The 12,241-nt window shown below is 58.6% G+C and carries 9 protein-coding genes; all 9 read left to right on the top strand.

Annotated elements, in window-relative coordinates:
- The first annotated feature begins 315 nt into the window (after positions 1-315).
- The 9 genes from sdhC to sucD all read left to right on the top strand — a co-directional run bounded on the left by sdhC (position 316) and on the right by sucD (position 11,732).
- A complete protein-coding gene (gene sdhC, locus AAE484_RS11235; RefSeq protein WP_341938484.1) occupies positions 316-690 on the top strand; it encodes a succinate dehydrogenase, cytochrome b556 subunit in 375 nt (124 codons plus the stop codon).
- Positions 684-1,052 (top strand): succinate dehydrogenase, hydrophobic membrane anchor protein, encoded by a 369-nt coding sequence (gene sdhD / locus AAE484_RS11230; protein WP_341938483.1) that lies wholly within the window; start codon positions 684-686, stop codon positions 1,050-1,052. The genes sdhC and sdhD overlap by 7 nt, the downstream gene beginning before the upstream one ends.
- 3 nt (positions 1,053-1,055) lie before the next feature.
- The gene (sdhA, locus tag AAE484_RS11225) at positions 1,056-2,819 is read left to right on the top strand and encodes a succinate dehydrogenase flavoprotein subunit (RefSeq protein WP_341938482.1); all 1,764 of its coding nucleotides are present in this window, start codon (positions 1,056-1,058) and stop codon (positions 2,817-2,819) included.
- 14 nt (positions 2,820-2,833) lie between these two features.
- Positions 2,834-3,538 carry a succinate dehydrogenase iron-sulfur subunit gene (locus AAE484_RS11220; RefSeq protein ID WP_341938481.1) on the top strand — a complete coding sequence of 235 codons (705 nt, stop codon included), beginning with the start codon at positions 2,834-2,836 and terminating at the stop codon, positions 3,536-3,538.
- 274 nt (positions 3,539-3,812) lie between these two features.
- Positions 3,813-6,647: a 2-oxoglutarate dehydrogenase E1 component gene (locus AAE484_RS11215; protein WP_341938480.1), complete on the top strand. Its 2,835-nt coding sequence runs from the start codon at positions 3,813-3,815 to the stop codon at positions 6,645-6,647.
- A gap of 51 nt (positions 6,648-6,698) precedes the next feature.
- Positions 6,699-7,991 carry a 2-oxoglutarate dehydrogenase complex dihydrolipoyllysine-residue succinyltransferase gene (gene odhB, locus AAE484_RS11210; protein WP_341938479.1) on the top strand — a complete coding sequence of 431 codons (1,293 nt, stop codon included), beginning with the start codon at positions 6,699-6,701 and terminating at the stop codon, positions 7,989-7,991.
- Positions 7,992-8,114: 123 nt separating this feature from the next.
- Positions 8,115-9,554: a dihydrolipoyl dehydrogenase gene (gene lpdA, locus AAE484_RS11205; protein ID WP_341938478.1), complete on the top strand. Its 1,440-nt coding sequence runs from the start codon at positions 8,115-8,117 to the stop codon at positions 9,552-9,554.
- A gap of 139 nt (positions 9,555-9,693) precedes the next feature.
- A complete protein-coding gene (gene sucC, locus AAE484_RS11200; RefSeq protein ID WP_341938477.1) occupies positions 9,694-10,860 on the top strand; it encodes an ADP-forming succinate--CoA ligase subunit beta in 1,167 nt (388 codons plus the stop codon).
- Positions 10,860-11,732, top strand: coding sequence for a succinate--CoA ligase subunit alpha (gene sucD, locus AAE484_RS11195; protein WP_341938476.1), 873 nt, complete (start codon positions 10,860-10,862; stop codon positions 11,730-11,732). Before sucC ends, sucD begins: the two co-directional genes overlap by 1 nt.
- Positions 11,733-12,241 lie beyond the last annotated feature (509 nt).

The raw sequence follows: 12,241 nt of genomic DNA, 5'->3' as shown, positions 1-12,241 counted from the left end.
CCAGTAAGCGCTGCGCGTAGGATCGATCATTTGGGTGCGCCAATTCAGCGCACGGAGAGAGCCTCGATGCACATCAATCGTGCATTATGGCTGACTTTCGCGACAGGTTTGCGTTTGTGTTTCACGGTTTGACTCTCTATAATACGGCGCGACCTGCGGGTCCCTGAACGAGAGCCAAACGCCGGACCGGCTACCCTGTGCCATCCGGCGAAAAACCAAATCAACCTGGCAATCGTCCCGCAGCTGGAGAGATGCGCCTGGCGCTTTTCGCTAACCTGCCCCACTTAATCCCGGGCTAGAAGGTGACTATCAACCGTGAAAAACCAAAGACCTGTCAATCTCGAAATATCTACCATCAAACTTCCCATTACTGCCGTCGTTTCCATTCTGCACCGGCTGTCCGGCGTTTTCCTTTTCGCCGGAGTGGCGGTACTTCTGTGGCTTCTCGATGCGAGTCTGGCCTCTGAAGAGCACTTCGTCGCGCTGCAGGAAACGCTTACCAGTCCCATCTGGCAGATTGTCATCTGGGCGGTTCTGGCCGCGCTGGCCTATCACCTGGTGCTGGGTGTCCGTCACCTCATCATGGATTGCGGCGTGGGCGAGAGCTATAAAGGAGGGCGGTTGGGCGCTCAAATCGGCCTGATCGTGGCCCTAATACTGATTGTACTGGCAGGAGTCTGGGTATGGTAACGGCAGTAACGAACCTGGGTCGTAGCGGTGTTTACGACTGGCTGATCCAGCGCGCGAGCGCTGTGGTCATGGCGCTTTACACGATTTTCATCGTGGCGTACATCCTGATAACCCCCGAGCTGGACTACGCACAATGGCAAGCTCTGTTCGGTCAGTTGTGGATGCGGGTGTTCACTCTGATGACGCTGCTCTCGATAGTGACGCACGCCTGGATCGGTCTGTGGGCCGTCCTGACCGACTATCTGACCGAGCGGCTGATGGGTGGCAAGGCCACGGTTCTGCGTCTGTTGGCGCAGGCGCTGTTGGCGGTTGTTGCCATCACTTACACCCTCTGGGGTGTCGAAATTATTTGGGGGGTCTGATCAATGCGCACAATTTCCTTTGACGGCATCGTTGTCGGTGGTGGTGGCGCGGGTATGCGCGCCGCTTTGCAGCTGGCCAGTTCCGGCTACAAAACAGCGGTGATTACCAAGGTTTTTCCAACCCGTTCGCACACAGTGTCTGCCCAGGGCGGGATTACCTGTGCCATTGCCAGCTCTGATCCGAACGACGACTGGCGCTGGCACATGTACGATACGGTCAAGGGTTCTGACTATATCGGCGATCAGGATGCCATCGAGTATATGTGCTCGGTGGGTCCAGAGGCAGTATTTGAGCTGGAGCACATGGGTCTGCCGTTCTCCCGGACCGAAGAGGGCCGGATCTATCAGCGCCCCTTCGGTGGCCAATCCAAGGATTATGGCCGCGGTGGCCAGGCGGCACGCACCTGCGCGGCAGCGGACCGTACCGGACACGCGCTGCTGCACACGCTGTATCAGGGCAATATCAAAAGCAACACCGTTTTCCTGAACGAGTGGTACGCCGTGGACCTGGTAAAGAACCAGGACGGCGTTGTCGTGGGCGTCATTGCCATCAATATTGAGGACGGTGAGACGGTTTTTGTCCGCTCCAAGGCCACAGTGATGGCCACCGGGGGTGCTGGCCGCATCTACGCCTCTACCACCAATGCCCATATCAATACCGGCGACGGCGTTGGTATGGTGCTGCGGGCCGGCTATCCGGTACAGGACATCGAGATGTGGCAGTTCCACCCCACCGGTATCGCCGGTGCGGGTACACTGGTGACCGAGGGTTGTCGGGGTGAGGGTGGCTACCTGATCAACAAGGATGGCGAGCGTTTCATGGAGCGTTATGCCCCCAATGCCAAAGATCTGGCGGGTCGCGATGTGGTAGCCCGCTCCATGGTGCTGGAGATTCTCGAAGGTCGCGGCTGTGGCGAGAAAGGCGATCATGTCCTGCTCAAGCTCGATCACCTGGGTGAAGAGGTGCTTGAGAGTCGCCTGCCGGGTATCCTTGAGCTATCGCGCACCTTCGCCCATGTGGATCCGGTGAAAGAGCCCATTCCCGTCGTGCCCACCTGCCACTATATGATGGGCGGTATTCCCACCAATATTCACGGCCAGGCGCTGACCATGGACGAAGACGGCAACGACAAGCCCATTGAAGGCCTGTTTGCCTGTGGTGAAGCGGCCTGTGTGTCGGTTCACGGCGCCAACCGCCTGGGCGGCAATTCGCTGCTGGATCTGGTGGTGTTCGGCCGGGCGTCCGGCCTCTATATCGAAAAGGCGCTGCGCGAAGGCATCGAGCATCGCGAGCCCTCGGAAGACGATCTCAAAGCCGCGACTGCCCGTCTCGACCGCCTGAACGAGTCGAGCGGTGGCGAGACCACCGCCGGCTTGCGTGCGGAGCTGCAGGACGTGATGCAGAACTACTTCGGCGTCTTCCGCAAGGGCGAATTCATGGAAGAGGGCATCAAAAAGCTTGAGGGATTGCGTGAACGCATTGGCAATGTCACGCTGGAAGACAAAAGTCTCGCCTTCAATACGGCCCGAATCGAAGCGCTGGAGCTGCAGAACCTGCTGGAAGTGGCCGAGGCCACCGCGATTGCGGCGAACTTGCGCACCGAATCCCGTGGTGCTCACGCCCGCGACGATTATCAGGAGCGCGATGACAAGAACTGGTTGTGTCACTCCATGTACTATCCGCTCGACAAGCGGCTCGCCAAGCGCAAGGTCAATCTGGAGCCGACCACCATGGAGCCGTTTGAACCCAAGATACGCACTTACTGAGGGGTAGCCGCGTTATGTTGAAGGTAGAAGTTTATCGTTATAACCCCGAAACCGACAAAGCGCCTTACATGAAGTCCTATGAGCTGGATACCCAGGGCAAGGACTTGATGGTGCTGGACGTGCTGGAGAAACTGAAAGCCGAGGACACCACTCTGGCGTTTCGTCGCTCCTGCCGGGAGGGGGTGTGTGGCTCCGATGGCATGAATATCAACGGCGTCAACGGCCTGGCCTGTGTGACGCCACTCTCCGAGTGCGTTAAAAACAACAAACTGGTGGTGCGACCGCTGCCGGGTCTGCCGGTCATCCGGGATCTGGTCATCGATATGAGCCAGTTCTACGAGCAATACAAGAAAATCGAGCCCTATTTGCAAAACGATACCCCCGCTCCGGCCATTGAGCGGTTACAATCTCCCGAGGACCGGGCCAAGCTGGACGGGCTGTATGAGTGCATTCTATGCGCCTGCTGCTCGACGGCCTGCCCCTCTTTCTGGTGGAATCCGGACAAGTTCATCGGCCCGGCCGGTCTGCTTCAGGCCTACCGCTTCCTGGCGGACAGCCGTGACCTGGCCACCGAAAAGCGCTTGTCCAATCTGGATGACCCCTTCAGTGTGTTCCGTTGTCACGGCATTCAGAACTGTGTCGCCGTCTGCCCCAAGGGGCTGAACCCCACCCGGGCAATCGGACACATTCGCACCATGCTCTTACAGAGTGCGACCTGAGGCAGAGATTGAAGTATTACCACCGCCGGCTCGGGCCGGCGACTTGCCGGGCACTTAGTGCCCGGCTTTGTAGGGAGCGCCCAAGGCGCTCTGACGGCCACACCTGACGGTTTGACCGGAACATTGAGCGGCGCTTTCTGCCACAAGCGGAAGGCGTTATGTAGCTAACGGCTAGTGACTAGCAAGGGGAGCATCGGGTAACACCCGATCCGACCGCACATCAACTGAGTTGATCGGCCAGCGGTGGGCGAACCCCCATGACAAGGTGGGTGTAATGCAAGACAGCATCATGGAGCACTTCTGGCGCAGTTCCCATATTTCGGGGGGCAATGCCGCCTACGTCGAATCGCTCTACGACACATATCTACACGATCCCAATGCCGTGCCGCAGGAGTGGCGCAACTATTTTGAGCAGTTGCCGCGCGTCAATGGCGTGGTGACCCAGGACGTTCCGCACTCTGTGGTACGCGAGCAGTTTGAACGCCTCGCCAAAACCCGCTCGGCGACCGCCTCTGTTACCGCAGCGGGTTCGGTTTCACTCGAACACGAGCGCAAACAGGTCAAAGTTCTTCAACTCATCAGCTCCTATCGATTCCGCGGTCACCAGAAAGCGCAGTTAGACCCCCTGGATCTGATGGATCGTGAGCGGGTGCCGGATCTCGAACTGGGCTTCCACGGCCTGACCGAAGCGGACCTGGATACAGTCTTCAACACCGGCAACCTGTTTATCGGCAAGGAAGAGGCGCCGCTGAGAGACATAGTCGATGCGCTCGAGCAGACCTACTGTGGCCATGTCGGCCCGGAAATCATGCACATCACCAACCTTGCCGAAAAGCAGTGGTTGCAGCAGCGGCTGGAGAGTGTCCGCTCCAAGCCCGATTTCAGCAATGAGCAGCGCCTGGCCGTGCTCGATCGGCTGACCGCCGCCGAAGGACTGGAGCGTCACCTTGACAGTAAATACCCCGGGACCAAGCGCTTTGGCCTGGAGGGCGGGGAGAGCTTCATTCCCCTGGTCGACGCCATCGTCAACCGGGCGGGTGGCTACGGTGCCAAAGAAATTGTCCTGGGTATGGCTCACCGGGGCCGGCTCAACACCCTGGTCAACATCTACGGCAAAAGCCCGGCCGAGCTGTTTGGTGAGTTCGAGGGCACCAAACGTCTGGTCGATACCTCGGGCGATGTGAAATATCACCAGGGCTTCTCCTCCAACATCATGACCCCCGGCGGCGAGCTGCACATGGCCATGGCCTTCAACCCCTCGCACCTGGAGATTGTCTCTCCGGTGGTGGAGGGGTCGGTGCGCGCCCGCCAGGATCGTCGGGAAGACCCCATCGGCGCCAATGTCCTGCCCATTACCGTGCACGGCGATGCGGCCTTTGCCGGCCAGGGCGTGGTGATGGAAACCTTCCAGATGTCCCAGACCCGAGCCTATGCGACCGGTGGGACCGTGCGACTGGTGATCAACAACCAGGTGGGCTTCACCACCAGCAAGCGTGAAGACATGCGCTCCACCGAGTACTGCACTGATGTGGCCAAGATGGTGGAGGCACCGATCTTCCACATCAATGGCGACGATCCCGACGCGGTGCTGTTCGCGGCCCAGCTGGCGACCGATTATCGGTATGAGTTCAAAAAGGACGTGGTGATCGACCTGGTCTGTTACCGGCGTCGCGGTCACAACGAGGCGGACGATCCCTCCGCGACCCAGCCTCTGATGTACCAGCTGATTCGCAAGCACAAGACCACCCGCGCGCTCTATGCCGACAAGTTGATCGAGGCGGGTGTGGTCACGTCCGAGCAGGTTCAGGAGATGATGGACAGTTATCGCGCCTCCCTGGACCGTGGCGACAACGTCGCCAATGGACTGGTGAGTGAGCCCGACCGCTCCCTGTTTGTCGACTGGACCCCGTATATCGGTCACGACTGGAACACGCCCGGCGATACCAGTGTTGAGCTCAAGCGCCTGCAGGAGCTGGGGCACAAGATGTGCGAGATTCCCGATGGCGTTGTGGTCCAGAAGCAGGTGGGTAAAATTTATGACGATCGTCGCAAGATGGCGGGCGGCGCACTCCCCATCAACTGGGGTATGGCCGAGACCCTGGCTTATGCCACGTTGCTGGATGAAGGCTACGGCGTCCGGCTGACCGGCCAGGACACCGGCCGGGGCACTTTCTCCCACCGCCACGCGGTCGTGCACAGCCAGAAAGACGGTTCGTCCTACATTCCCCTGCGGCACCTGAAAGACGACCAACCGTCCTTTGATCTGTACGACTCCTTCCTGTCGGAAGAAGCCGTGTTGGCTTTTGAATACGGTTATGCCACCACGACCCCTCAGGGGCTGGTCATCTGGGAGGCGCAATTTGGCGACTTTGCCAACGGCGCCCAGGTGGTCATTGACCAGTTCATCACCAGTGGTGAGCACAAGTGGGGGCGGTTGTGTGGCCTGACCATGCTGCTGCCTCACGGTTATGAAGGCCAGGGTCCGGAACACTCCTCGGCCCGTCTGGAGCGGTTCCTGCAACTGTGCGCCGAGCACAATATCCAGGTCTGTATCCCGACCACACCGGCTCAGGTGTTCCACATGCTGCGCCGGCAGGTGATTCGCCCCATGCGCCGTCCGCTGGTGGTGATGAGTCCGAAGTGGATCCTGCGTCACAAGCTGGCCACCTCCAGCCTGGAAGATCTGGCCAATGGCTACTTCCACAATGTGATCACCGATGAGGATGTGGACCCGAAGAAGGTCAAGCGGGTGGTGTTGTGCGCCGGCAAGGTCTACTACCATCTGTTGGAAGAGCGGATGGAGCGCAAACAGGAGGATGTGGCATTGGTCCGCCTCGAGCAGCTCTATCCCTTCCCGGAAGAAGAATTAAAGAAGGCACTGGCACCGTTCAAGAACCTGAAAGATGTGGTTTGGTGTCAAGAAGAGCCCATGAACCAGGGGGCCTGGTATAGCAGTCAGCACCACATGCGGCGTGTGGTATACGACCATAACCCCAAGCTGTTCCTCAGCTATGTGGGGCGCGACCCATCAGCGGCACCAGCGGCCGGGTATGCGTCGGTGCACCTGGAGGAGCAGAAACGTTTCATTAACGAGGCGCTCAGCGTTTAAGCCAGCGCCAGTGTTCGACAAAGAATCCACAGCGATTGCTAAGGACAAAGAATGAGTATTGATATTAAAGCCCCGACTTTCCCCGAATCCGTACAGGATGGGAGTATCGCCACCTGGCATAAAAAGCCCGGTGAATCGGTCTCACGCGATGAGCTGATTGTCGATATCGAGACCGATAAAGTCGTGCTTGAAGTGGTCGCTCCGGCCGATGGCAGTCTGTCGGAGATCCTCAAAGAGGAGGGCGATACCGTCCAGAGCAATGAGGTGATCGCCAAATTTGAAGAGGGTGCCGCCGGGAAATCCGCGGACAAGAGCGAATCCAAAGATGAGGGGAAGAAAGAAGACGCTCCCGCCAAGCAGGAGAGCGCCTCTGACCAGAGCTCGGCCGACGAGGGCAAGGGTTCCGACGACGGCGAAAAGCTCCTGAGCCCGGCCGCGCGCAAAATGGCGGAAGAGAACAACATTGACCCCAATTCCATCAAAGGCACCGGCAAAGATGGTCGCGTCACCAAAGAAGATGTGGCCAATCACGTCAAGTCCGGAGGTAACGAGTCTGGTGGTGACAAGTCCGCCGCCGAAGCGCCCTCTGAAAGCAGTGCCTCCAAGGCGGGCGAAGCGCCGGTTGAAGCGCCGCAGGGTGACCGCCCGGAGAAGCGCGTGCCCATGACCCGCCTGCGCAAGCGCATTGCCGAGCGCCTGCTGGAAGCGTCCAATACCACGGCCATGCTGACCACGTTCAACGAAGTGAACATGGGGCCGATCATGGACTTGCGCGCCCGGTATAAAGACAAGTTCGAGAAAACCCACGACGGCACACGCCTGGGTTTCATGGGCTTCTTTGTCAAAGCCTCTGTTGAAGCACTGCGTCGGTTCCCGGCGGTCAACGCCTCGATCGACAACAACGATGTTGTCTATCATGGCTACCAGGATATCGGTGTTGCCGTGTCCACTGACAAGGGACTCGTGGTACCGGTGCTGCGCAATGCGGAAACCATGGGGCTGGCGGACGTTGAGAGCACGATTCGCGACTACGGCAAGCGCGCTCAGACCGGTAAGCTGGGCATCGAAGAGATGACTGGTGGCACCTTCACCATCACCAATGGCGGTGTGTTCGGTTCGTTGCTGTCGACTCCGATCCTGAATATGCCGCAGTCGGCCATTCTGGGCATGCACAAAATCCAGGAACGGCCCATGGCGGTCAATGGTGAAGTCAAGATTCAGCCGATGATGTACCTGGCACTGTCCTACGATCACCGTCTGCTCGACGGGAAGGAGGCCGTGCAGTTCCTGGTCACCATCAAAGACCTGCTGGAAGATCCGGCGCGGATCCTGCTGGAAGTCTAGGGTGATGGCGGGCAGCATGGCTGCCCGCTTTGCCATCCTTCGATCGAATTAAAACCACCGCATTAACGTCGTCGACCCGGGCAGTTCGAGGTCGACACACCGTGCAAACTCGGGAAAAGAAATATGTCTGACAAGTTTGATGTAATTGTGATTGGGTCCGGTCCCGCTGGTTATGTCGCGGCGATCCGCGCGGCGCAACTGGGCCTGAAGACCGCTTGCGTGGAAAAATGGCAGAATAAAGAGGGCAAGGGCGTCAATGGCGGCACCTGTCTGAACGTCGGGTGCATCCCCTCCAAAGCGCTGCTGGACAGCTCGCACAAATTCTACGAAGCCAACGATCACTTCAAGACCCACGGGATCACCGCCAAGGGCGTATCCATCGATGTGCCCTCCATGATGGAGCGCAAGGATAAAATCGTTAAGCAGCTGACCGGCGGCATCTCGTCGTTGTTCAAAGCCAATGGCGTAACCTCGGTATTCGGCACCGGCAAACTGCTGGCCAACCGCAAGGTGGAAGTGACCGACAGCAACGGCAAAACCCAGACTCTGGAAGCCGACAATGTGATTCTGGCCTCCGGTTCCACGCCCATCGATATTCCCCCGGCCAAAGTGGACAACGACCTGATCGTTGATTCCACCGGCGCTCTGGAGTTCGATTCTGTGCCCAAGCGGTTGGGTGTGATCGGTGGCGGCGTGATCGGTCTGGAGCTGGGCAGTGTCTGGAAGCGCCTGGGCTCTGAAGTGGTCGTGATCGAAGCAATGGAAAAATTCCTGGCGATCATGGATCAGCAGATTGCCAAAGAAACACAGAAGATTCTGACCAAGCAGGGGCTGGATATCCGTCTGAACTGTCGGGTCACCGGCTCCGAGACCAAAGGCAAGAAGGTCACGGTTACCTATACTGACAAAGACGGCAATGACCAGCAGGAAACCTTCGACAAGCTGATCGTCAGTGTCGGTCGTCGTCCCTACACCGAAGGTCTGCTGGCCGAGGACAGTGGCGTGAACCTGGACGAGCGCGGCTTTGTTTACGTGGATGATTTCTGCGCGACCGACGCGCCGGGTGTCTGGGCCGTGGGTGACGTGGTTCGTGGCCCGATGCTGGCACACAAGGGCTCGGAAGAGGGTGTGATGGTGGTGGAGCGTATCGCCGGTCAGAAGACGGCGATCAACTACGACGTGATCCCCAATGTCATTTACACCCACCCGGAAGTGGCCTCAGTCGGTCGCACCGAAGAGCAGATCAAGGCCGACGGTGAGCCCTACAAGGTGGGTACCTTCCCGTTCGCGGCCAGCGGCCGCGCGATGGCGGCCAATGATACCGATGGTCTGGTCAAAATCATTGCCCATGCTGACACCGACCGTATTCTCGGTGCCCATATTGTCGGCCCCAGCGCCGCCGATCTGATTCAGCAGGTGGCAATTGCAATGGAGTTCGGCAGTAGTGCCGAGGATCTGGGTCTGATGGTGTTTGGTCACCCGACTCTGTCCGAGGCAGTGCATGAAGCAGCGTTGGCAGTGCATGGTCATGCGATCCATGTTGCCAACAAGAAGAAGCGTTAATAATAAATACAAATGACAATGAGTTAGTGAACTCACCCAGGGGGCAGGCCGCATTGGGCGGCCTGTCATTGGTCATTTTCTGTCGATTGCATCGCCCGAGAGAGGCACAGAATCGACAACAGACATGTGGAACCGCATCATGAATTTGCATGAGTATCAGGGTAAACAGCTGTTTGCTCAATATGGACTGCCCGTCTCCAAGGGCGTCGCGGCACAAACTCCCGCTGAAGCCGTAGCTGCCGCCGACACCATTGGTGGTGACGCTTTTGTGGTCAAGGCTCAGGTGCACGCGGGTGGCCGTGGCAAGGCTGGCGGTGTGAAGCTGGTCAAGAGCAAAGCCGAGATCGAAGCCTTTGCCAAAGAGTGGCTGGGTAAGAACCTGGTGACCTACCAGACCGACGAAAAGGGCCAGCCGGTCAGCCGGATTCTGGTGGAAACCTGCACCGATATCGACCAGGAATTGTACCTGGGCGCCGTGGTTGACCGCGCCAGCCGTCGTATCGTGTTCATGGCCTCCACTGAGGGTGGCGTTGAAATCGAGAAGGTGGCGGAAGCGACACCGGAGAAGATCCTCAAGGCTACCATCGACCCACTGGTCGGTGCTCAGCCCTATCAGGGCCGTGATCTGGCATTCAAGCTGGGTCTGGAAGGCAAGCAGATCAAGCAGTTTGTTCAGATCTTTCTGGGTCTGGCCAAGCTGTTCAAGGAAAAAGACATCGCGCTGATCGAGGTCAATCCGCTGGTCATCACCACCCAGGGCGACCTGCACTGCCTGGATGCCAAAGTGGCCATCGACGGCAACGCGCTCTATCGTCACGACGATCTGCACGAGATGCACGATCCCTCCCAGGAAGATGAACGCGAAGCGCGCGCGGCCAAGTGGGAGCTGAACTACGTGGCACTCGACGGCAACATCGGCTGCATGGTCAACGGTGCCGGTCTGGCCATGGGCACCATGGACATCGTCAAGCTGCACGGTGGTCGTCCCGCCAACTTCCTTGACGTGGGCGGCGGCGCGACCAAAGAGCGCGTGGTCGAAGCGTTCAAAATCATCTTGTCCGACGAAAACGTCCAGGCGGTACTGATCAATATCTTTGGTGGTATCGTCCGCTGCGACCTGATCGCCGAGGGCGTGATTGGCGCCGTGGAGGAAGTGGGCGTTAAAGTGCCGGTTGTCGTGCGTCTGGAAGGCAATAACGCCGAACTGGGTGCCAAGGTATTGGCGGACAGCGGTTTGAACATCATCGCCGCGACCAGCTTGACTGACGCTGCTCAGCAAGTGGTTAAAGCAGCGGAGGGTAAATAATGAGCATTCTGATCAACAAAGACACCAAAGTCATCTGCCAGGGTTTTACTGGCGCACAGGGCACCTTCCACTCCGAGCAGGCCATTGCCTATGGCACCAAGATGGTCGGCGGTGTGACCCCGGGTAAAGGCGGCCAGACTCACCTGGGTCTGCCGGTTTTCAACACAGTGGCGCAGGCGGTGGAAGAAACCGGCGCTGAGGCCTCTGTCATCTATGTGCCCGCCCCCTTCTGTAAGGATTCCATCCTGGAAGCGGCCAACGCCGGCATCAAGCTGATCGTGTGCATCACCGAAGGTATCCCCACGCTGGATATGCTCGATGCCAAGGTCAAGTGCGACGAGTTGGGCGTGCGCCTGATTGGTCCGAACTGCCCGGGTGTGATCACGCCGGACGAGTGCAAGATCGGCATCATGCCGGGCCACATTCACAAGGCCGGTAAAGTCGGTATTGTGTCGCGCTCAGGCACTCTGACCTATGAAGCGGTCAAGCAGACCACCGATCACGGTTTCGGCCAGTCCACCTGTGTGGGCATCGGCGGTGACCCGATTCCGGGTTCCAACTTCATCGATATCCTGGAGATGTTCCAGAACGATCCGAAGACCGAAGCCATTGTGATGATCGGCGAAATCGGTGGCAGCGCCGAGGAAGAAGCGGCGGCCTACATCAAGGCCAATGTGACCAAGCCGGTGGTTTCCTACATCGCGGGCGTGACCGCGCCTCCGGGCAAGCGCATGGGCCACGCGGGCGCCATCATTGCCGGCGGCAAGGGCACGGCGGATGAGAAGTTCGCCGCGCTGGAAGATGCGGGCGTCAAGACCGTCCGCAGCCTGGCCGATATCGGCGAGGCCCTGAAAGAAGCCACAGGCTGGTAAATCTTTCAGACTAAAAAGGCGGCCCTCGGGCCGCCTTTTTTTATGTCTGTTGTTGCCACTTATTTCGGCCGGCCACAGCTTTTGTGTAGGGCACGGTAAGCGTCAAGCGCACCTGCCGTCATGTTTTGGTACTTCGCATTGTTGTGCTGCGGGAAGGTGTAGGTCAAATGAAACTTCCGTGATTGCTTCACGTCCGGACCGCTTTGAGGTGGACTGTTTCAAGACACGTGGCAAGTACGTCCCTGTAACTCGTCAACACTAGTCCCGCGGTTGACGGTCTTGAAACAGTCCACCTCAAATCGGTCCTCGGAGCCTTGTAGATACAACCCTTCCAGAAAGATTGTTGGAAATTGATTACCTCTGCGGCAGGTGCGCTGTCGCTTACCAGCCCTACAGGAACGCACGGTGGGCTCTACAGCGTGAGGAGGACCGATCTGGGGTAGGGTCTTCCCGGACCGTCACTGACAGGATGTCAGTGGAGAGGCCCCAGGGATGGGTTCACGCCGTGT

The sequence above is a fragment of the Marinimicrobium sp. C2-29 genome, from assembly GCF_038419845.1.
Classification (GTDB): domain Bacteria; phylum Pseudomonadota; class Gammaproteobacteria; order Pseudomonadales; family Cellvibrionaceae; genus Marinimicrobium.
This window is presented reverse-complemented; position numbering and strand designations above follow the sequence as displayed.

What these genes read in the sequence shown, in the direction of transcription:
- sdhD (WP_341938483.1), top strand. Translation starts at nt 684, where the DNA reads ATGGTAACGGCAGTAACGAACCTGGGTCGTAGCGGTGTTTACGACTGG.
- sdhA (WP_341938482.1), top strand. Translation starts at nt 1,056, where the DNA reads ATGCGCACAATTTCCTTTGACGGCATCGTTGTCGGTGGTGGTGGCGCG.
- AAE484_RS11220 (WP_341938481.1), top strand. Translation starts at nt 2,834, where the DNA reads ATGTTGAAGGTAGAAGTTTATCGTTATAACCCCGAAACCGACAAAGCG.
- AAE484_RS11215 (WP_341938480.1), top strand. Translation starts at nt 3,813, where the DNA reads ATGCAAGACAGCATCATGGAGCACTTCTGGCGCAGTTCCCATATTTCG.
- odhB (WP_341938479.1), top strand. Translation starts at nt 6,699, where the DNA reads ATGAGTATTGATATTAAAGCCCCGACTTTCCCCGAATCCGTACAGGAT.
- lpdA (WP_341938478.1), top strand. Translation starts at nt 8,115, where the DNA reads ATGTCTGACAAGTTTGATGTAATTGTGATTGGGTCCGGTCCCGCTGGT.
- sucC (WP_341938477.1), top strand. Translation starts at nt 9,694, where the DNA reads ATGAATTTGCATGAGTATCAGGGTAAACAGCTGTTTGCTCAATATGGA.
- sucD (WP_341938476.1), top strand. Translation starts at nt 10,860, where the DNA reads ATGAGCATTCTGATCAACAAAGACACCAAAGTCATCTGCCAGGGTTTT.